17 protein-coding genes are annotated in these 20549 nt (G+C 72.7%); 3 read left to right on the top strand and 14 right to left on the bottom strand.

Features of this window, described 5'->3' with window-relative positions; all coding sequences use genetic code 11:
- Positions 1 to 57 precede the first annotated feature (57 nt).
- From cobT to ACZ64A_RS29665, 6 genes are all read right to left on the bottom strand, one after another.
- Positions 58 to 4617, bottom strand: coding sequence for a nicotinate-nucleotide--dimethylbenzimidazole phosphoribosyltransferase (gene cobT / locus ACZ64A_RS29690; RefSeq protein WP_469814694.1), 4560 nt, complete (start codon positions 4615 to 4617; stop codon positions 58 to 60).
- 344 nt (positions 4618 to 4961) lie between these two features.
- Complete coding sequence (gene cbiE / locus ACZ64A_RS29685) at positions 4962 to 6173, bottom strand: precorrin-6y C5,15-methyltransferase (decarboxylating) subunit CbiE (protein WP_469814693.1); 1212 nt, start codon at positions 6171 to 6173, stop codon at positions 4962 to 4964.
- A gap of 85 nt (positions 6174 to 6258) precedes the next feature.
- Positions 6259 to 6897, bottom strand: coding sequence for a GNAT family N-acetyltransferase (locus ACZ64A_RS29680; RefSeq protein ID WP_469814691.1), 639 nt, complete (start codon positions 6895 to 6897; stop codon positions 6259 to 6261).
- Positions 6898 to 7039: 142 nt separating this feature from the next.
- The gene (locus ACZ64A_RS29675; RefSeq protein WP_469814690.1) at positions 7040 to 7873 is read right to left on the bottom strand and encodes a MetQ/NlpA family ABC transporter substrate-binding protein; all 834 of its coding nucleotides are present in this window, start codon (positions 7871 to 7873) and stop codon (positions 7040 to 7042) included.
- Positions 7874 to 7940: 67 nt separating this feature from the next.
- The gene (locus ACZ64A_RS29670) at positions 7941 to 8684 is read right to left on the bottom strand and encodes a methionine ABC transporter permease (protein ID WP_469814688.1); all 744 of its coding nucleotides are present in this window, start codon (positions 8682 to 8684) and stop codon (positions 7941 to 7943) included.
- Positions 8681 to 9715: a methionine ABC transporter ATP-binding protein gene (locus ACZ64A_RS29665; protein WP_469814687.1), complete on the bottom strand. Its 1035-nt coding sequence runs from the start codon at positions 9713 to 9715 to the stop codon at positions 8681 to 8683. Before ACZ64A_RS29665 ends, ACZ64A_RS29670 begins: the two co-directional genes overlap by 4 nt.
- A gap of 602 nt (positions 9716 to 10317) precedes the next feature.
- Here ACZ64A_RS29665 and ACZ64A_RS29660 point away from each other — a divergent pair.
- Both ACZ64A_RS29660 and ACZ64A_RS29655 read left to right on the top strand, forming a co-directional pair.
- A complete protein-coding gene (locus ACZ64A_RS29660; protein ID WP_469814685.1) occupies positions 10318 to 10677 on the top strand; it encodes a hypothetical protein in 360 nt (119 codons plus the stop codon).
- A gap of 1 nt (position 10678) precedes the next feature.
- The gene (locus ACZ64A_RS29655; RefSeq protein WP_469814684.1) at positions 10679 to 11095 is read left to right on the top strand and encodes a hypothetical protein; all 417 of its coding nucleotides are present in this window, start codon (positions 10679 to 10681) and stop codon (positions 11093 to 11095) included.
- Position 11096: 1 nt separating this feature from the next.
- Here ACZ64A_RS29655 and ACZ64A_RS29650 read toward each other — a convergent pair whose 3' ends face one another.
- From ACZ64A_RS29650 to ACZ64A_RS29640, 3 genes are all read right to left on the bottom strand, one after another.
- On the bottom strand, positions 11097 to 11594 hold the full coding sequence (locus tag ACZ64A_RS29650) for a GNAT family N-acetyltransferase (protein WP_469814822.1): 498 nt from the start codon (positions 11592 to 11594) through the stop codon (positions 11097 to 11099).
- 57 nt (positions 11595 to 11651) lie between these two features.
- On the bottom strand, positions 11652 to 12206 hold the full coding sequence (locus ACZ64A_RS29645; RefSeq protein ID WP_469814682.1) for an RNA polymerase sigma factor: 555 nt from the start codon (positions 12204 to 12206) through the stop codon (positions 11652 to 11654).
- A gap of 69 nt (positions 12207 to 12275) precedes the next feature.
- The gene (locus ACZ64A_RS29640; RefSeq protein ID WP_469814680.1) at positions 12276 to 13457 is read right to left on the bottom strand and encodes a glycerophosphodiester phosphodiesterase; all 1182 of its coding nucleotides are present in this window, start codon (positions 13455 to 13457) and stop codon (positions 12276 to 12278) included.
- A gap of 343 nt (positions 13458 to 13800) precedes the next feature.
- Between ACZ64A_RS29640 and ACZ64A_RS29635 the strand changes: the two genes are divergently transcribed.
- Positions 13801 to 14475, top strand: a complete 675-nt coding sequence (locus ACZ64A_RS29635) for a lysophospholipid acyltransferase family protein (RefSeq protein WP_469814678.1) — start codon at positions 13801 to 13803, stop codon at positions 14473 to 14475.
- A 137-nt stretch (positions 14476 to 14612) separates the two neighbouring features.
- Here ACZ64A_RS29635 and ACZ64A_RS29630 read toward each other — a convergent pair whose 3' ends face one another.
- The 5 genes from ACZ64A_RS29630 to ACZ64A_RS29610 all read right to left on the bottom strand — a co-directional run bounded on the left by ACZ64A_RS29630 (position 14613) and on the right by ACZ64A_RS29610 (position 20541).
- Positions 14613 to 16136, bottom strand: a complete 1524-nt coding sequence (locus ACZ64A_RS29630) for an MFS transporter (protein WP_469814676.1) — start codon at positions 16134 to 16136, stop codon at positions 14613 to 14615.
- Positions 16133 to 16699, bottom strand: coding sequence for a TetR/AcrR family transcriptional regulator (locus tag ACZ64A_RS29625; RefSeq protein ID WP_469814675.1), 567 nt, complete (start codon positions 16697 to 16699; stop codon positions 16133 to 16135). The genes ACZ64A_RS29630 and ACZ64A_RS29625 overlap by 4 nt, the downstream gene beginning before the upstream one ends.
- 82 nt (positions 16700 to 16781) lie before the next feature.
- Positions 16782 to 17753: an aldo/keto reductase gene (locus ACZ64A_RS29620; RefSeq protein WP_469814673.1), complete on the bottom strand. Its 972-nt coding sequence runs from the start codon at positions 17751 to 17753 to the stop codon at positions 16782 to 16784.
- A 64-nt stretch (positions 17754 to 17817) separates the two neighbouring features.
- Entirely contained in the window at positions 17818 to 19245 is a 1428-nt protein-coding gene (gene argH, locus ACZ64A_RS29615) for an argininosuccinate lyase (RefSeq protein ID WP_469814671.1), read from the bottom strand.
- A 102-nt stretch (positions 19246 to 19347) separates the two neighbouring features.
- On the bottom strand, positions 19348 to 20541 hold the full coding sequence (locus ACZ64A_RS29610; protein ID WP_469814669.1) for an argininosuccinate synthase: 1194 nt from the start codon (positions 20539 to 20541) through the stop codon (positions 19348 to 19350).
- Between the last annotated feature and the right edge of the window lie 8 nt (positions 20542 to 20549).

Below are 20549 nucleotides of genomic sequence, written 5' to 3'. Positions count from 1 at the left end.
GCAGCTGAACGCCGGACCGCCCGTGGCGGGTCGCCTGCTTCTGCGGCGGCGGGTCGCCTACTTCTCGGTGACGCCGGCCGAGTCGAACGTCGCCACCTCGTGCATCGCCCGGGCCGTGGACTGCACCAGCGGCAGGGCGAGCAGCGCGCCGGTGCCCTCACCGAGGCGCAGGTCGAGGTCGACCAGGGGGCGCAGGCCCAGCTTGTTGAGCGCGGCGACATGGCCGGGCTCGGCGCTGCGGTGACCGGCGATGCAGGCGGCCAGCACCTCGGGCGCGATGGCGCGGGCCACCAGGGCCGCGGCGCCCGCGCTGACGCCGTCGAGGATCACCGGCGTCCGCAGGGAGGCACCGCCGAGCAGCAGGCCGACCATGGCCGCGTGCTCGAAGCCGCCGATCGCCGCGAGCACGCCGATCGGGTCGGCCGGGTCCGGCTGGTGCAGTTCCAGTGCGCGGCGGACCACCTCGGTCTTGCGGGCGAGCGTCTCGTCGTTGATGCCGGTGCCGCGGCCGGTGACCTCGGCCGGGTCGGCGCCGGTGTAGACGGAGATCAGCGCGGCGGACGCGGTGGTGTTGGCGATGCCCATCTCGCCGGTGAGCAGCGCCTTGTTGCCGGCCGCGACCAGGTCGCGGGCGGTCTCGATGCCGACCTCGATGGCCTTCTTGGCCTCCTCGCGGGTCATCGCGGGGCCGGTGGTCATGTCGGACGTACCGCCGCGGACCTTGCGCGGCAGCAGACCGGGCGTGGCGGGCAGGTCGGCGACGACACCGACGTCCACGACGCACACCTCGGCGCCGACCTGGTTCGCGAAGGCGTTGCAGACCGCGCCGCCGCCCAGGAAGTTGGCCACCATCTGGGCGGTGACCTCCTGCGGCCAGGGGGTGACGCCCTGGGCGTGCACACCGTGGTCGCCCGCGAAGATCGCGACGGCCGCGGGCTCCGGGATCGGCGGGGGGCACTGCCGGGACAGCCCGGACAGCTGCGCGGAGATGATCTCCAGCATGCCGAGCGCACCGGCCGGCTTGGTCATCCGCTTCTGCCGCTCCCACGCCTCGCCGAGAGCCTTGGCGTCCAGCGGGCGGATCTGCGCGACCGTCTCGGCGAGCAGGTCGTGCGGCTCCTCGCCGGGCAGCGCGCGACGGCCGTACGTCTCCTCGTGCACGACCCAGGACAGCGGGCGGCGCTTGGACCAGCCGGCCTGCATCAGCTCGGGCTCGTCCGGGAACTCGTCGACGTACCCGACGCACAGGTAGGCGATGACCTCCAGGTGCTCGGGCAGGCCGAGGGCGCGGACCATCTCGCGCTCGTCGAAGAAGCTGACCCAGCCGACGCCGAGGCCCTCGGCGCGGGCGGCGAGCCACAGGTTCTCCACGGCGAGCGCGGCGGAGTAGGGCGCCATCTGCGGCTGCGTGTGGCGGCCGAGGGTGTGGCGGCCGCCGCGGGTCGGGTCGGCGGTGACCACGATGTTCACCGGGGTGTCGAGGATCGCCTCGATCTTCAGTTCCTTGAACTGCTTCGCCCGGCCCTTCGGCAGCGACTTGGCGTACGCGTCGCGCTGCCGCATCGCCAGCTCGTGCATCGCACGGCGGGTGTCGGCGGAGCGGATGACGACGAAGTCCCACGGCTGGGAGTGGCCGACGGACGGCGCGTGGTGCGCGGCCTCCAGGACGCGCAGCAGCACCTCGTGCGGGATGGGGTCGCTGCGGAAGCCGTTGCGGATGTCGCGGCGCTCGCGCATCACCTTCAGCACGGCCTCGCGTTCGGCCTCGTCGTAGCCGGGCGCCGCCGGGCCGGTGGACTCTGGTGTCTCTGCCACGGCGGCCTTGCTCTCGTCGTCCCGGTCGTCCCGGGGTTCCGGCTGTTCCTGGTCTTCCCGCGGTTCCAGGTCCTCCTGGTCCGCGGCCGTCGTCCGCAGCTCGTCCGCGTGCTGGACGACACCGGCGTCGGCCTCGGCCTCACGGGGGGCCGGGACCGGGGCGACCTGCTCCTCCACGGGCACGGTGAGGGGGTGCGGCGGGGTCGGGGCGAGGTGCGGAGTGGTGGGCACCTGTCCGTCGACCGGCACGAACTGCCCGAGCGGCAGCGCGGCCGCGGGGTCGAACGCGGCCGGCTGCGCCTCGGAGGGCGCGGGCACGGCGGCGGGAGCGGGCTGCGCTGCCCCGGGTGCGGCGGCCTGCGGCACGGCGTGCTGCGGGGCCTGCGGGGCGGCGACGGCCACCGCCGGCTGCGGGACGTCCTGCGGCTGCGGCACCTGCGGGCCCTGGACGGGCGCGGTGGCGGTGATCTGGGTGTCCGGCTGAGGAGCCGGGGCGGGCGCGGGCTGCGCCGCTTCGTCCGGGGTCGGCAGGGGGGTCTCCTGAGCTGCGGCGACAGCCACCGGGGGGTGTGCGGCGGCGGACGCGTCCTGCGGGGCGGCGACCCGGGCGGTACCCGGGTCGGCGGCCGGGGCGTCGGTGGGCTGCGGGGACGCGGCGGCGTCCGGCTCGGCGGCCGGGGCGTTCGCGTCGGGCAGCGGGGCCTCGGCGGTGGGCAGCGAAGCCTCGGCAGTGGGCTCGGCGGGCCGGGGTGCTGCCACGACGGGGGGCTCCGGGGCCTGGTCGGCCTCCGCGGGGGCCGGCGGGGCAGCGGTGGGCTCGACGGGGGCCGGTTCGGCGGCGGGCTCCGGGGCGGCGACCGGCTCGGCAGCGGCGGCTGCAGCAGCGTCGGCGGCGTCGGCGGTCGGCTCGGATGCCTGGGGGGCCTCGGGGGCGGCAGGCTCGGGAGTCTGCGGGGCCTCGGCTGCCGGCTCGGCTGCCTCCGGTGCGGGGGCCTCCGAAGCCGGGGCCGCGGGCGCTTCAGCGGGGGTGGCGGCGGGCGCCTCGGCCTGCGGTGCCACGGCAACGGGCTGCGCGTCGGGCGTCGCGGGGACCTCGGGTGCCTGCGCTGCGGCGGGGGCCCCGGGGGCGGTGGCGGTGTCCGCCGGGGCCGCGTCGGTGCCCTGCGCCTCGGGGGCGTCGGTTGCCTGGGCATCGGCCGGCGACGACTCGTCGGCCGACGGTGCCTCGGCGGCGGCCGTCGGCTCGGGCGTGTGCGCCTCGGCGGGGAGTTCGGAAACCGCCTGCGCCGCCTCGGGAGCCTGCGGCGCCTCGGGAGCCGGCGGCGCCGTGGGAGTCTGCGGCGCCTCGGCCGGGGTGGCCACCGGCTGGGCTGCCTCGGGCGCCACGGGCGCGGCGGCGGCCTGGGTCGCGTCGGCAGCGACCGGCTCGGCAGGCGTGGCGTCGGCCGGGAGCGGCTGGACGGCGAGCGCAGGCTCGGCGACCGGAGTGGCCTCGGCGGCCGGAGCGGCGGGCTGTGCCGGTTCCACGGCCGGAGCGGCGGCGGGCTGGGCGGCATCGACGGGCTCCGGGGCGGCGACCGGCTCGGCCGTCGGCGCGGCGGCGTCCTCGCTCAGCGGGACAGCGGCGGTCTCCCCCGCCGTGGCCGGCTCCGTCGCCGGCGACTCCGCCACGGCGGGCTCGTCAGTCGGCTCCACCACGGCAGCCTCCACCACCGCAGCCTCCGCCACGGCAGGCTCCGCCCCGGCAGGGCCGTCCTCCGTCGGCGCATCCGCCGGCGCGTTCTCGGCGCCCGGGGCTTCGACGGTCTCGGCCGCGGCCGGCTGCTCCGGGGCGTCGGCCTGGGTCTGCGCGGCCGTGGCGGCGACGTCCGCGGCTGCGTCGGCCGGGACCGCCTCGGCACCGGTCCCTGCCGCCGTGTCCTGCACCGACGCCTCGGCGACGACGGGCTCGGCAGCAGCCGGCGTCTCCTGCTCCGGCTGCACCGCCTCGGGCAGTTCGGTCGGCGCCGGTACCTGAGCCGACGCCTGAGCCGGAGCCTCCGCAGGAGCGGGCACCTCGGCCGGCGCCTGCGTCTCGGCCTCGGCAGCGGCCACGCCGTGCGCCGCCGCCTCCGTCACCGCCTCTTGGACCTGCGGCGGCAGCACATGGCTGCCCGTCGCCGTGACCGCCTCCGTCGTGAGGCGGGCCACGGCGGCCTGGGCCGCGTCCACCGGGCCGGGCTGCGGGGCCGCCGCCGGGTCAACCGTTTCGGCAGGGGCCGGTCCGGCGGCCACCTGGACCTGCGCGGGCCACGGCGCGGCCTCCGCGGATGCCGGAGCGCCGGCCTGCTGCGGGGTGTCGAAGTACTCGGGTCCGGCGGTGGGCGGGGCCGCCTGCCGGAGCGGGGCGTCGGCGGGGCCGCGGTCGGCGAGGGAGCGGACCGGGCTCGCGGAGGCGTCCGGGATCGGCGGGCCGAGGTGCAGCGGCCGGCGGGGGGTGATCGGCGGGATGGGCCGGGTGGGCGCCGTCCGCTGGGGCGCCGGACCCGGGAGCCGTACGCCGTTCAGGTCGACGGAGCCGCTGTCGCGGCCGGACAGCTCGTGCGGGCCCGGCTCGTGCACGGCCTCGACGACCGGCTCGGGGGCGGGCGGCGCCACCTCGTTGCCCCAGGCCCCGTGGGAGCCGGGCAGCAACAGGTCTTCGTCCTCGGCGGGGCTCTCGGAGAGGTAGGCGTACGCACCGGGCGCGGAGACGCCCGGCTGCTCCACCGTGCCTGCGTTCTCCGGCAGCCCCTCGCCCGGGACCTGGCCGGTGTCGGTCATGCGTACCCCTCGCCCATCGGTTAGTGCCTCTACGACCAGTTCACCCGGAACGGCGCACCGACCGCCCCGCAGTGAAGAACGAGCGGGCGTGCCCAGCGGCACGAACGACCGCCCGCAAAAGGCGACAAAGCCATTCAGTGGCATTGTCCCGGCCGTTGCGCCGTCGCGACAGCGTGATCCGCGACAGCCCGCTGTGGACTGCGCCACGTTGCGCATCCACGCGTTCTGCCGTACCACACCCGCCCCGAAACGAGCCGGTTTTTACGGACATTGACCGGCGCAGCGCCGGGCGACCGGTTGCGGTACGACGATCGGCCAGCCTACCCCGCGATACGACAAGCCGATCACGGGGTTCGGTCCGCGAGCACCCCGGTGAGCAGGAACGCCACGCTCCGCTCGGTCTCGGTCCAGGCGCGGGTGTCGAGCTCGACGGACTGCCGCAGGGCGCACTGCACCTGGTAGCCGTGCTCGGTCAGGTCCCGGCCGATGAGTTCGGCGGCGTCGCGGGTGCCGGCGTGGGTGACGATGCGCTGCGGGCGGCGGTCGGCGACGGCCGAGACGACGGCCGCTCCCCCGCCGCCGACCCGTACGACGTCGGGTTCGGGGAGGTCTTCCAGGACCTGCGGGGCGGTGCCGTGGACGATCTGCAGCTGGACGCCGTGGCGGCGGGCGGCGGCGTCGGTGCGGGCGCAGGCGTCCGGGTCGCGGTCGACGGCGAGGACGGCGGCACCGGCGCGGGCGGCCTCGGTGGCGAAGGCGCCGGAGCCGCAGCCGATGTCCCACACGAGGTCGCCGACGCGGGGTCCGAGGCGGGCGAGTTGCGCGGCGCGCAGCGACTCGGTCTCACCCTCGCCGAGGTCGCCGTCGTAGGCGTCGGCGGGCAGGGTCCAGCCGCGGGGCGCGGTGGCCGGGTCGCGGCCGGCGATCCAGCCGCCGTCCTCCGCGGCGCCGGCCCGGCCGCCGATGACGATGACGACGTTCGGGTCGCGCCAGGTGTGGTCGGCGGCCTTGTCGGAGGTGACGACGGAGACCTGTTCGCGTTCGGTGCCCAGCTCCTCGCAGATGACGAAGGTGCGGTGGACGCCTTCGAGGAGCAGGCCCAGTTCGGCGGGGCCTGCGCCGGGGGCGGTGAGGACGGCGACCTTGGTGTGGGCGCGGCACACGTTGACGGCGCGGCGCAGGGTGCGGGGGTGGGCGACGACCACCAGGGCGTCGTCCCAGGGCATGCCGGCGCGGGCGAAGGCGGCGGCGACGGAGGAGACGGCGGGAACGACCTCGACCTCCAGGCCGAACTCGGGGGCGCGCAGGGTGCGCACGACGCCGAAGAAGCCGGGGTCGCCGTCGGCGAGGACGACGGCGGTGCCGCGGTGGCCGGCGATGCGGCGGGCGGCGAGGGCGACGCTGCCCAGCCGGATGCGTTCGGCGCCGGGCGGTACCTCGGGCAGTGCGAGGTGGTGGGCGGCACCGGCCACCAGCGTGGCGGCGCCGAGGGCGGCGCGTGCCGCGTCGGTCAGCGGCGAGCCGTCCCAGCCGATCACCGTGACCCGGTCGGCCATCGTCGTCAGTCTCCAGGTTTGCGCAGGTCGTCAGGGGTGCTGGGCCCGGGGGCGGCTTTGAGCGTACCTGGTGGGGTGCCGCGGCTCAGTTCCAGTCGGAGTACGGCGCGAAGCCGCTGGTGTCGGCGAGCTGCTCGTCGGCTCCCTCGAGGTCCTCCGGGAGCAGGCTCCACACGATGAAGTCGGTACGCACGTCGGTCCACGTGCCGTCCTCGGTGCGGACGTGGACTATGCAGGCGTTGCGCAGCACGCCCTCGCTGATGCAGCCGATCTTCTGGGCGACCTGCTGGGAGGCGGTGTTGTCGGCGGCGGTGCGCAGTTCGATGCGCTCGAACTTCTGGTCGTTGAAGAGCCACTGGGCGGTGGCGAGCGCGGCCTCGGAGGCGTAGCCCTCGCCGCGCGCCCACGGGGCGACGATGTACGACAGTTCGGTGGACCGGATGTGCCAGTTGGTCTTGGTGAGCTGGACGACGCCGACCAGGCGCTGGGTGAGGAACTCGGTGACCGCGAGGTCGAGGCCGCGTCCCGTGGTGCGCTCGGCGGGCGCGTACTCGGTGATCCACTGCCGGGCGCCGTCCTCGGTGAACGGCTGGGGCACGTCGGTCCAGGCGGCGGTCTGCTCGTCGTTCATCATGGCGGTCAGGGCGGGCACGTCGTCCTCGTCGAGGGGACGCAGCACCAACCGCTCCGTGCTGATGGAGATGTTGGGGAAGGTGCTAGTCATGCGACGCTCCGTAACCTTCGGGAGTTTCTTGAGGAACCGTCAGGGCCCGCTGAACTGCCCAGCATGCAGCATGTAACCACTGAACCGCACAACGGGGTCCACCCCCGGTGAGGGAGTGGACCCCGTTGGCTCATGCGCGGGCTCAGAACGCCGGGACGACGGCGCCCTGGTACTTGTCCTCGATGAACTTCTTCACCTCGGGGGAGGTGAGGAGCTTCGCGAGCTTCTTGACGCGCGGGTCGTTCTCGTCGCCCTTCTTCACCGCGAGGAAGTTGGCGTACGGGTTGTTCTGGGCCTTCTCCGCGGCGAGGGCGTCCTTCGCGGGGCTGAGCTTGGCCTCCAGCGCGTAGTTGCCGTTGATGACGGCGGCGTCCACGTCACCGAGGGAGCGCGGCAGCTGGGCCGCCTCCAGCTCCTTGAACTTCAGGTTCTTGGGGTTGGAGGTGACGTCCTTGGGGGTCGCGGAGTACCCGGCACCGGCCTTGAGCTTGATCACCCCGTTGTCCTCGAGGAGCTTGAGCGCGCGGGCCTCGTTGGTGGTGTCGTTGGGCAGCGCGACGGTGGCGCCCGACGTGAGGTCGCTGAGCTTCTTCAGGCTCTTGGAGTAGACGCCGAGCGGCTCCAGGTGGACCGTACCGCCGGGCACCGGGACGATGTCGGTGCCGTTCTTCTTGTTGAAGTCGTCGAGGTACGGCTTGTGCTGGAAGTAGTTGGCGTCGACCTCGCCCTGCTGGACGGCCGTGTTCGGGGTCACGTAGTCGGTGAACTCCTTGACCTCGAGCTTGAGGCCGGCCTTCTGCGCCAGGTTGTCCTTGATGTAGGTGAGGATCTCGCCCTGCGGGGTGGGCGTGGCGGCGACCGTCAGCGTGGCGTTCGGGTCCTTGGCGGAGTCCTTGTCCGAGCCGCAGGCGGACAGGCCCAGGGTGAGGGCTGCGGCGGCGAGGACGGCGGTGGTGATCTTGGCGGTGTTACGCACGAAAAGTGCCTTTCCTTATGGGTGGTGCGGCCCCGTTGTGAGGTGAACGGGGAGTTCTCGGGGTTGCTCAGCCCTTGCGGACGGCGTCGGTGGCGACCGTGCCGCCGAAGACGCCGCGCATCGGGCGGAACAGGAGCAGGCCGCCGGTTTTGCCGGTGCGGCGGTGCAGGGTGCGGGCGGCGTGGTCGCCGGCGAACTGCAGCAGGGAGATGACGACGGCCAGGATGGCCACCGTGATCCACATCAGTCCGGTCTCGAAGCGCTGGTAGCCGTAGCGGATGGCGATGTCGCCGAGGCCGCCGGCGCCGACGGTGCCGGCCATGGCGGAGTAGCCGATGAGGGCGATGATCGTGGTGGTGGTGCCGGAGATCAGCGACGGGAGCGACTCGGGGACGAGGACGCTGCGCACGACCTTCCAGGTGCTGCCGCCCATCGCCTGGACCGCCTCCACGAGACCGCCGTCCACTTCGCGGACGGACGTCTCGACGAGCCGCGCGAAGAACGGGATCGCGCCGATCGCGAGCGGCACGATCGCCGCGTCACGGCCGATGGTGGTGCCGGTGACCCAGCGGGTGAAGCCCATCAGCGCGACCATCAGGATGATGAACGGCATCGAGCGGGCGATGTTCACGATCTGGCCGATGACCTTGTTCGCGACGACGTTCTGCAGCAGGCCGCCCCGGTCCGTCAGGACCAGCAGGATGCCGAGCGGCAGGCCGCCGACGACGGCGATGAGGGTGGACCAGCCCACCATGTAGAGGGTGTCCCAACACGCCTGCGACAGCAGGGGCTGCATCTCGGACCAGGTCACTTGGCACCTTCCTTCACCAGCACGGGCTCCTGGCCCAGGACGTCGATCTGGAGTCCCTGCTCGCGCAGGAAGCCGATGGGCACGACGTTGTCCTCGTAGCGGCCGGGCAGCTCGATGCGCATCCGGCCGATCTGCAGTCCGCCGACGGTGTCGATGGCGGCGCCGAGGATCGAGATGTCGATGTTGTAGGTGCGCGCGAGCTGGGAGATGACCGGCTGGGTGGCGGCCTCGCCCTGGAAGGTGACGTCGAGGACGGTGCGGTCGTCCGCGGAGGCCTCGCCGCCGACCGGGAACAGCGCGGTGGCGAGCTTGCTGCCGGGGGTGGCGAGCAGTTCGCTGACCGTGCCGGACTCGACGATGCGGCCCTTCTCCATCAGCGCGGCGGAGTCGCAGACCGTCTTCACGACGTCCATCTCGTGGGTGATGAGCAGGACGGTGAGGCCGAGCTCGCGGTTGAGGTCGCGCAGCAGGGTCAGGATGGAGCGGGTGGTCTCCGGGTCGAGGGCGCTGGTGGCCTCGTCGGAGAGCAGCACCTTGGGGTCGCCGGCCAGGGCGCGGGCGATGCCGACGCGCTGCTTCTGGCCGCCGGAGAGCTGGGCGGGGTAGGCGCCCGCCTTGTCGGCGAGGCCGACGAGGTCGAGCAGTTCGAGCGCCTTGCGGGAGCGGTCCTTGCCGGAGCGGCCGAGGATCTCCAGGGGCAGCTCGACGTTGTCCTGCACGGTCCGCGAGGACAGCAGGTTGAAGTGCTGGAAGACCATGCCGATCCGGCTGCGGGCCTGCCGCAGCTCGCGGCCGGCGCGCGGGCCGCGCCCGGCGAGGGCGGTGAGGTCCTGACCGGCGACGGTCACGGTGCCGGAGGTGGGGCGCTCCAGCAGGTTGACGCAGCGGATGAGGGAGGACTTGCCGGCGCCGGACTGGCCGATGACGCCGTAGACCTCGCCTTCGCGGACGTGCAGGTCGACGCCGGCCAGGGCGGTGACCTCGCGGCCGCGTGAGCGGTAGACCTTGGTGAGGCCCTGTGTGGTGATCACGTGGGGTTTCCGTCACTGTCGAGTGCGCGGCACGTCGTGGGCGCCGGGCACGGGGCATGAAGAATCGAAGGCAGCCGGGGCGCGGCGTGTTCTTCGGCGCGGGGGTGCGGCCGTGGGGGTGGAACGTGCGCGCGCGGGGCGGGGCTCGGCCGCGCAGGGCGGAACACGAGCGGGCACTCGCTTCGGGGCGCGAGGCTCAGGTGGTGCGGGGGCCCTCTAGCAGGCGCACATTCGGCGCGTACGACACATACAACGAGCACCGGGCGTCATGGTCGCCTCGGTCGCAGGGGTGCGGTCGCTCGTCGTGGTCATGCGATCAGTAAAGCAGACGTACGGTGCTGACCGGTCAGGACTGTCCGGATAGTGGACAGTGGTGGGACGGCACCGGACGCGGCGCAGGCCCGTGCACCGGTCCCGGCGCCGGCGGCGGTGACCAGTACGGACAGGGCCGGCCGGCCGCCCGCGAGGCGGTCGGTGCCGGGCTCGTGGGCACGGTGGTTGTGGCCAACGCCACGGTGACCGTGACGGCGGGCGCCGCCGGTCCGGGCGCCGACGGCAGGGGTGCGGACGGCGGGACGATTCGGCCGTAATAAAGTCGCTGCATGCTTGATGTCCTGACGCTGGTGACCGGGGTCGCCGCGCTGTTGCTGGCCGCCTGGTGCGGCTGGGCGGCCTATCGTGACCAGCCGACCAAGGACTGGCACTTCATCGGCATGGGCGTGGTCTCGCTGCTGGCCGTGGTCCAGCTGGTGGTCGGGATCGTGCAGCTGGCGCGGGGCGAGAAGCCGGCGCAGGGCACGGCGATCTTCGTGGCGTATCTGCTGGGCGCCTTCGCGTGCGTCCCGGCGGCCGGGTTCATGTCGCTGGCCGAGCGCACCCGGTGGGGTTCGGTGACCGTCGCCGCCGGCGGCGTGGTGCTCGCCGTGCTGGAAGTACGGCTCTACGACATCTGGGGAGGCTGAGATGACGGCGGTGCAGGAGAAGCCGGCCCGGCTGATCAGCGGGCCCGGCATGCTGCTGGTGTGGCTGTACGGCGTGATGGTGGTCGGCGCGGTGTCGCGGTCCGTCTACCAGATCGCGACCGAGTTCGACCGGGCGCCGCTGGCCTACTCGCTGTCGGCGGTGGCCGGCGTCGTCTACGGCTTCATCACGTACTCGCTGGTGCGCGGCGGCGAGCGCGCTCGCCGCGCCGCCCTGTGGTGCTGCGCCGCGGAACTCGCGGGCGTACTGACCGTCGGCACCTGGACCCTGCTGGAACCGTCGGCGTTCCCCGACGCGACCGTGTGGTCCGACTACGGCATGGGGTACGTCTTCATCCCGGTGCTGCTGCCGCTCTCGGCGATCTACTGGCTGCGGGCGTCGCGGCAGCAGCAACCCTGAGTCACGCCGTCTGCGCGTAGACCCCGGCCGGCTTCTCCAGGACGATCATCCGGACGCCGTCGGTGCCCTCGGCGGTACCGACCGCCTGGTAGCCGACCTTGCGGTACAGCCGCAGGTTGCCCTCGCTGCGGTGGCCGGTGTGCAGCCGGAACCGGGTGACGCCGTGCTCGTCGGTGAGCACCGTCTCGGCCTTGCGCAGCAGCCGGGCGCCGATGCCGTGCCCCTGCAGGCGCGGGTGGACGCAGAGCTTGCCGATGGCCGCCGAGCCGTCCTCGGTGACGTGGCCGCGCACCGAGCCGACCACCTCGTCGCCGAGCCGCGCCACGTAGACGCAGTCCCGGGCGACCTCCTCGCGCACCGAGTCCAGGGTCTGCACGAGCGGGTCGATGCGGTAGTTGCCGTACAGCGCGGCCTCGCTCTGGAAGCACAGGTACTGCAGCCTGAAGATGTGTTCGGCATCCTGCTCGGTCGCCGCAGAGATGGTCACGCTCATGCCCATGTGCGCATGCCTCCCGCTCACCTGATCACCTGTCGTCCCCCACTCCTATCCCCGCGGTCAACGCGCCGCAACCTCCCGAACGAGCAAACGCCGCAGACATCCCAGACATCTGGAGCGTTCCGGGCCGAGACTGCCCTGTGAGATACCCAACTCCCCCGCGATCTCCCGGTATGTCAGGTCCCGGGGCGACAGCAGCGCCTCCAGCAACCGCGGGCACCGGCCCGGCAGCCGGCGCACCGCGGCACGCAGAGCCCGCCCCCGCGCGGCGGCCAGCACCAGCGCTTCCGGCCCGGGCTCCTTGCCGGCCGGCTCATCGTCGTAGCGCTCCTCGCGCCGCCGGGTGCGACGGGTGCCGCGGGCCTCGGCGCGGACGGCCCGGCGCAGCCAGCGCTGCGGGTCGGGCGGCGGGCCCGCGGTGGCGAGGCGTTCGAGGAGCCGCAGCCAGACCGCCTGCTCCAGGTCCGCGGCCTCGCCCCCGCAGGCATGCGCCTCGGCACGGGCCTCGGCGGCGAGCAGCGGACGCAGGGCGGCGAGCAGGTCGTGTCCCCGGTGCGGCAGGTCGTGTGCCCCATGCGGCAGGTCGTGTGCCCCGTGCGGGACGTGGTGCGTCATGTCCGGCACGACGCGGCCGCCCGGGCGGTGGGTTGCCCGGACGGCCGTGAGGTCACTCCAACGAGTCGGTCAGCCGTTGACGAAGGCCTCGCGGGCCAGCACTCCTGTGTCCGCGTTGTCGGTGAAGACGCCGTCGATGCCGGTGGCGAAGTACGTCCGGAAGGCGCCGAACGCGTCGCCGTAGCCGTCGGCGTCGGTCCCCTTGCGGAAGCCCGCCGACAGGAAGGGGTTCTCGTTGCGCATGGTGTAGGGGTGCAGGATCAGCCCCACCTTGTGCGCGTCGGCGACGAGCGTGGTGGGCCGGGTGAGGTCGCCGTTCGCGTCCTTGGGGATGACCAGGTCCAGGGTGGGCCCGATGCCCTGCGCGTAGCCGGCGATCTCCCGCAGGCCCCGGGGGGTGATCAGGTCGGCGGTCGTGCGCGGGTCGCCGGAGTCGACGAAGTCGTACGGACGGCTGTTCGCGGACGACAGCAGTACGACCAGCGGGTTGTCGACGAGCTTGTTCAGCCGCTGGATGCTGGTCGGTTCGAAGGACTGCAGGATGACCGGCGAGGTGCGCTTGTCCTTGCCGTGCTTGTGCAGCAGCTTGGCCACCCGCTCCTCCAGGCCGAGGCCCAGCTTGCGGAAGTAGGTGGGGTGCTTGGTCTCCGGGTAGATCCACACCTGCTTGCCGCGCTTGCGGGTCTGCTCGTCCTGCCACTTCAGGACCTCTTCGAAGGTGGGGATCTCCCAGCGGCCGTTGTAGAGCGTGTTGTGCGGCCGGTTGGCCGGGATGCGCTCGATCGCGCGCAGCGTCTTCAGCTCGGCGAGCGTGAAGTCCTCGGTGAACCAGCCCGTGGTGGGCACGCCGTCGAGCGTCTTGGTGGTCCTGCGGCCGGCGAACTCGGGATGGTCGGCGACGTCCGTGGTGCCGCCGATCTCCGGCTCGTGCCGGCACACCAGATGGCCGTCCTTCGTGGGCACCAGGTCACCGGCCTCGACGATGTCGGCGCCCAGGTCGAGGGCCAGCTGGTAGGAGCCGAAGGTGTGCTCCGGCCGGTAGCCGCTCGCGCCGCGGTGCCCGATGATCGTCGGCACGGGCAGGCTCTTCAGACCGCCGCCGTGGCGCGCGGCACCGCCGGCCGCCCGCGCCGTGCCGGCGAGTCCCAGCACGGAGGCGCCCGCCCCGAGCACCGCGGCGCCGAGCAGCGCGCGCCGTCCGGTTCCCCCGCTCGTGGTCCCTTCCGTCTCCCGCGACTCCTGTGTGCCCATGTGCGACCTCCTGCCCCTCGATGTCCGTGCGCGGCGATCGTAGGGGCGTGCACATGACGAAGGGGAGGCCCTGACGGGAACACACGGATGACTGCGGATGTCGTATTTCGTCTCGTCCCCCGGCTGCTGACCCACCGTCGGGGTACTCGTGCGGCGTCCGGGTGAGCCGTCGGTCACATCGTCACCGGCGTGTCATACGCCGTCCACAGGGCGGCACCGCAGGTAAACCGGCGTCAACAGTGCGTAAGACCTCGGTGAACCCGATGTGCGCCGGCCCCCCGGCCGCGAGTATCGTCCTCACCTGCACATACTCATACCGACTCCCTTGACACCGGAGGGCCCGTTGTCCCGCTTCGCGATCATCAAGGCAGTGCTCGGACCGGTCATGCGCCTGATGTTCCGTTTCCGGGTCGAGGGCGCCGAGCACATCCCGGGCGACGGCCCGGTGATCCTCGCCGGCAACCACCTCACCTTCATCGACTCGATGATCCTGCCGGTCGTCTGCGACCGTCAGGTGTTCTTCATCGGCAAGGACGAGTACGTCACCGGCAAGGGCCTCAAGGGCCGGCTGATGGCCTGGTTCTTCACGGGCGTCGGCATGATCCCGGTCGACCGCGACGGCGGCCGCGGCGGTGTCGCGGCACTCATGACCGGCCGCCGGATCCTGGAGGAGGGCAAGGTCTTCGGCATCTACCCCGAGGGCACCCGCTCGCCCGACGGACGGCTGTACCGGGGGCGCACCGGTATCGCCCGGCTGACGCTGATGACCGGTGCGCCGGTGGTGCCGTTCGCCATGATCGGCACGGACAAGGTCCAGCCGGGCGGGGCGGGGATGCCGCGCCCGGGCCAGGTGACCGTCCGCTTCGGTGAGCCGATGGAGTTCTCCCGGTACGAGGGCATGGACCGGGACCGGTATGTGCTGCGGGCCGTGACGGACTCCGTGATGGCCGAGGTGATGCGGCTGTCGGGGCAGGAGTACGTGGACATGTACGCGAGCAAGGCGAAGGAAGCGGCGTAGGTCTTCGGCGCCTTTGCCTACCCGCCGTCTCGCCTTGTGACGTACGGCGGGTTCGGGGTTCGTTGTGGCTGGTCGCGCAGTTCCCCGCGCCCCTTGGCGGTGTTGTCCAGCCGTTGGCCTCGCGGTTCCGGGCTCTTCTACGCGGCGTTGTCCAGTCGTTGGCCTCGCAGCATGAACCATGCCGCTGCTGCCGCTGCCAGCAGGACCGCCGCGCCGACGCCGGAGGCGAGGGCGAGGCCGTCCACGAAGGACTGGCGGGCCGCGTCCAGCAGCGTCTGTGCCGTGTCGGCCGGCAGGCCCTGGGCCGCCTCGACCGCGCCACCGAGTGATTCGTGGGCCTCGGCCGGGGTGCCCGCCGGGGACGCGAAGTTCCGGTAGACGCCCGTCACGATCGAGCCGAGGACGGCGATGCCCAGGGCGGCGCCGAGTTCGTACGCCGTCTCGGAGACCGCGGAGGCCGCGCCCGCCTGGTCCTTGGGGACGCTGGAGAGGATCACGTCGGCGGTCACCGTGAACGAGAAGCCCGCGCCGATGCCGACGACCAGCAGCACGGTGCCGAGGACGGGGTAACCCGTCGACTGGCCCAGCAGGGTCAGCGCGGCCAGCGCGAGGCCGACCACGGCCAGTCCGCCGGAGACCACCGTACGGACCGAGAAGCGGCGCGCCGCACGGCCGGCGATCAGACCGGCCGCCACCGCGCCGACGGCGGCCGGGACTTCGGCCAGGCCCGCCTCGAAGGGGCGCCTGCCCTGCACCAACTGCAGGTACTGGGACAGGAAGAACACCAGTCCGGACATGCCGAGGACGGTCAGCAGGTCGGCCAGTACGGCGCCGCTGAAGCCGCGGTTGCGGAACAGCCGCATGTCCAGCAGCGGGGTCGGCATGGTGAGCTGGCGGTGGACGAAGCCGTAGAGGGCCGCCGCGCCGAGGAGGCCCACGGCGAGGGCCGGCAGGCCGAAGCCGTGGGAGGCGGTGTCCTTGACGGCGTAGACGACGCCGATCATGCCCAGCAGCGACAGCAGGACGCTGCGCAGGTCCCAGGGGCCCGGGTTCGGGTTGCGGGACTCCGGCAGCATCCTGACGCCGACCAGCACCAGCACCGCCATCACCGGCAGGTTGATCAGGAAGACCGAGCCCCACCAGAAGTGCTCCAGCAGGAAGCCGCCCGCGATCGGGCCGACGGCGGTGCCGGCGGACGCGGTGGCGCCCCAGATGCCGATGGCGAAGCTGCGCTCGCGCGGGTCGTGGAAGATGTTGCGGATCAGGGCCAGGGTGGCCGGCATCAGGGTGGCGCCCGCGACGCCGAGCAGGGCGCGGGCCAGGATCATCAGCTCGGGTGTGCCGGCGTAGGCGTTGAGCACCGAGACCGCGCCGAACGCGGTGGCGCCGACGAGCAGGATCCGCTTGCGGCCGATGCGGTCGCCGAGGCTGCCCATGGAGACCAGCAGGCCGGCGATGACGAAGGAGTAGACGTCGCCGATCCACAGCAGCTGGGTGCCGGACGGCCTGAGGTCTTCGCTGATGTAGGGGGTCGCGAGGCCGAGGACGGTCGCGTCGACGGCCACCAGCAGCACGGCCAGGACGAGGACGGACAGCGCGAGCCAGCGGCCCGGGCGCTTCACCGCCTCCGTCGTGCCGGCCGGCTGCAGGGTGCTGGTCATGGTTCCTCTCTTCTGATCGGGTCGTTGCGTCGTGCACCGCCGAGCAGCAGCTCGACGATCATGTAGGTGAAGTCCTTGGGGGCCACCCGGCCCTCGGTCACCGCCCAGGCGCCGGAGGCCAGCAGGCCGTACAGCGCCTCGGTGAGCCAGACCGGGGTGAGGTCGATGCGGAACTCGCCGCTCGCCTGGCCGCGCCGGAACAGGGCCGTCATGCGCTCGTCGATGCGGGTCCAGCCGGCGTTCTGCTCCTCCCCCTCGAACAGCTGGTTCTCGGTGTAGAGGAAGGCGATCAGCCCGGCGGCGGGTTCGATCTCCCGCACGAGCCGGTGGACGGCGTCCGCTGCCGGGCCGTCGTCGAGCCGGGCCGCGTCCAGCGCGGCCTCGCACTCGGCGATGCCGAGCGCCTCCAGCGCCCGGACCAGTGCGTCGCGTCCGGCGAACTGCCGGTGCAGGGTGGCGCGGCTGATCCCGGCGGCCTTGGCGACCTCGTCCATGGTCGCGGTGGCTTTCCGGGTCAGCAGGGCCGCGGCACTGCGCAGCACATGGTCACGATCGACAGCCATGAGACAAGCATAGACCACATGAGACATTCGTGTCTCATTGAATGCGCACGTGTCTCATCGGTTGGGCCCCCTCGCGGGGAACTCAGTGCCAGGGCAGCCGGCCGCGCCCCTCCCAGTAGGCGGCCGGGTCCTCGGCCAGGGTGGCGAGCCGGGTGAGCTGCTCCTCGTCCAGGTCGACGACGGCCGCGTGCAGGTTGGAGGCGAGCTGCCGGGTGGTCGCCGCGCCGGACAGGACGACACCCGCCCATGGCCGGCGCAGCACGAACGCGAGGGCCACGGCGTCGCAGCCGAGGCCGGTGGCCGCGGCCACGGCCCGCAGGGCGTCCGGGGCCTGCGGATCGGCGAGGCGCCCGTTGGCCATGCCCTCCTTGACGATCACCGTGAGTCCGGCGGCGTGCGCCTCGGCGAGGGCGGGGCCGGCGGAGGTCTCCAGCAGGTTGAAGGTGGACTGGACGGTCCGGAAGAGGGGCTCACCGTCGACGGTCACGGCGAGCGCGGCACGGATCGCGTCCGCCTGGGCGGGCCCGCTGGTGGAGAACCCGATGGTGACGCCCTGCGCGGCGGCCTCGGCGAGCCGGGCGTGCAGGTCCTTGTCGGTGAGGGCCGGGCTGTCCGGGGTGACCGAGTGGATCTGGTAGAGGTCGAGCCGGTCGCCGAGGAGTGCGTCGGTCTCCGCGCGCTGCCGTTCGTAGGTGGCGAGGCTGTGGTCCTTGACCTCGTGCCGCTCGGCGTCGGTGGACCAGTCGGCGGTGTAGGTGTAGCCCCATTTGCTGCCGACGACGACGTCCTGGATCTCGGGGCGGGCCTTCAGCCAGTCGGCGAGGAACTCCTCGGAGCGGCCGTAGGAGCGGGCCGCGTCGAGGTAGCGCACACCCTGGGCGTAGGCGGCGTCGAGGAGTTCGTGCGTGCGGGCGCGCAGGGCGTCGACGCTGCGGTCCTGGCCGAGGTCGTCGTCGCGGCCGAGGTTGATGTAGCCGGGACGGCCGACGGCGGCGAGACCCAGTCCGAGGTGGCAGGTCGGGGTGGTTGCTGCGGCCAGTCGCGCGAAGGGCATCGCGGGCTCCGTTCGGTCGGCTCCGGTGCGGCTGCCGACCAACGTAACCCGCGATGCCCTTCGGTCACTTCTTGGCGTTCGCCCACTCCTGCTGCGTCGCCACGTCCGCCTTGACCTCCGCCAGCTGGACGGCCACGGCGCTGGGCGCCGTACCGCCCCGGCCGTTGCGGGAGGCGAGGGCGCCGGGGACGTCGAGGACCGAGCGCACCTCGGGGGTGAGATGGGCGGAGATCTTCGCGAACTGCTCGTCCGTGAGCTCGTCCAGTTCCTTGCCCTCGGCCTCGGCGACCTTCACGCACTCGCCGGCCACCTCGTGCGCGACCCGGAAGGGCACGCCCTGCTTGACCAGCCACTCGGCGATGTCGGTGGCGAGGGAGAAGCCGGCCGGGGCCAGTTCCTCCATGCGCTCGCGGTTGACGGTGAGGGTGGCGATCATGCCGGTGAAGGCCGGGAGCAGCACCTCGAGCTGGTCGCAGGAGTCGAAGACGGGCTCCTTGTCCTCCTGGAGGTCGCGGTTGTACGCGAGCGGGAGGGCCTTCAGCGTCGCCATCAGGCCGGTCAGGTTGCCGATCAGGCGCCCGGACTTGCCCCGGGCCAGCTCGGCGATGTCCGGGTTCTTCTTCTGCGGCATGATCGAGGAGCCGGTGGAGAACGCGTCGTGCAGGGTCACGAAGGAGAACTCCTTCGTGTTCCAGATGATGATCTCCTCGGCGATCCGGGAGAGGTCGACGCCGATCATCGCGGTGATGAAGGCGAACTCGGCGACGAAGTCCCGGGAGGCCGTGCCGTCGATGGAGTTGCCGACGCTGCCGTGCTCGAAGCCCAGGTCCTTGGCGACCGCCTCCGGGTCCAGGCCCAGGGAGGAACCGGCGAGGGCGCCGGAGCCGTACGGCGAGACGGCCGTGCGCTCGTCCCACTGGCGCAGCCGCTCCGCGTCCCGGGACAGGGACTGCACATGCGCGAGGACATGGTGGGCGAAGAGCACCGGCTGGGCGTGCTGGAGGTGGGTGCGGCCGGGCATGGCCACGTCCGGGTGGGCCTCGGCGAGGCCGATCAGCGCCTCCTGGAGCTCGGCGATCAGAGCGCCGATGATCCGGGCGTGGTCGCGCAGGTACATCCGGAAGAGGGTCGCCACCTGGTCGTTGCGGGAGCGGCCGGCGCGCAGCTTGCCGCCGAGGTCGGGGCCGAGGCGCTCCAGCAGGCCGCGCTCCAGGGCGGTGTGGACGTCCTCGTCGGCGATGGTGCCGACGAAGGTGCCGGCGGCGACGTCGGCCTCCAGCCGGTCGAGCCCGGCGATCATCCGGGTCAGCTCGTCCTCGGTGAGGAGCCCCGCCTTGTGCAGCACGCGCGCGTGGGCACGCGAGCCGGCGATGTCGTACGGCGCGAGCCGCCAGTCGAAGTGGACGGATGCGGACAGCTTCGCCAGGGCGTCGGCGGGACCGTCGGCGAAACGGCCGCCCCAGAGCCGTACGTCACCGCTGTTGCTGCTCACTGCGTTGCTCCTAGAGAGGTACGGATGTGCCACCGCCTCCCCACACTTGCAGGCGGGGAGGCGGCTGTCAGCCGGATGCGGGTGAGGTGAACCCGTACGGGGTCAGGCCAGGTCCCGCTTGGCGGCGATCTTCGACGACAGGCTGTAGATGTCGATGAAGCCCTTGGCCGCGGACTGGTCGAACGTGTCGCCCGTGTCGTAGGTAGCGAGGTTGAAGTCGTACAGCGACTCCGCCGAGCGCCGGCCGGTGACCACCGCGCGGCCGCCGTGCAGGGTCATCCGGATGTCGCCGGTGACGTGCTGGTTGGCCTCGTTGATGAAGCCGTCCAGGGCGCGCTTGAGCGGGGAGAACCACTGGCCGTCGTAGACCAGCTCGCCCCAGCGCTGCTCGACCTGCCGCTTGTAGCGGGCCAGCTCACGCTCGACGGTGACGTTCTCCAGCTCCTGGTGGGCGGTGATCAGGGCGATCGCGCCGGGAGCCTCGTAGACCTCGCGGGACTTGATGCCGACGAGACGGTCCTCGACCATGTCGATCCGGCCGATGCCCTGGGCGCCGGCGCGCTCGTTGAGCTGCTGGATGGCCTGCAGGACGGTGACGGGCTTGCCGTCGATGGCGACGGGGACGCCCTCCTTGAAGGAGATGATCACCTCGTCGGCCTCGCGGGCGACGGCCGGGTTCTGGGTGTACTCGTAGATGTCCTCGATCGGGGCGTTCCAGATGTCCTCGAGGAAGCCGGTCTCGACGGCACGGCCGAAGACGTTCTGGTCGATGGAGTACGGGGACTTCTTGGTGGTCGCGATCGGGAGGTTCTTCTCCTCGCAGAACGCGATGGCCTTGTCCCGGGTCATCGCGTAGTCACGGACCGGGGCGATGCACTTCAGGTCGGGGGCGAGGGCGACGATGCCGGCCTCGAAGCGGACCTGGTCGTTGCCCTTGCCGGTGCAGCCGTGGGCGACCGTGGTGGCGCCGTGCTTCTGGGCGGCGGCGACGAGGTGCTTGACGATCGTCGGCCGGGAGAGGGCGGAGACCAGCGGGTAGCGGTCCATGTAGAGGGCGTTGGCCTTGATCGCCGGGAGGCAGGACTCGTCGGCGAACTCGTCCTTGGCATCGGCGACCTCGGCCTCGACGGCACCGCAGGCGAGCGCGCGCTTGCGGATGACGTCCAGGTCCTCGCCGCCCTGGCCGACGTCGACCGCAACGGCGATGACCTCGGCGCCCGTCTCCTCGGCGATCCAGCCGATGGCGACGGAGGTGTCCAGACCGCCTGAGTAGGCGAGTACGACGCGCTCGGTCACGGGTTTCT

This window comes from Streptomyces sp. NPDC104814, assembly GCF_055583185.1.
The sequence above is the reverse complement of the archived record's forward strand: the minus strand, read 5'-3'. Positions and strand labels throughout refer to the sequence as shown.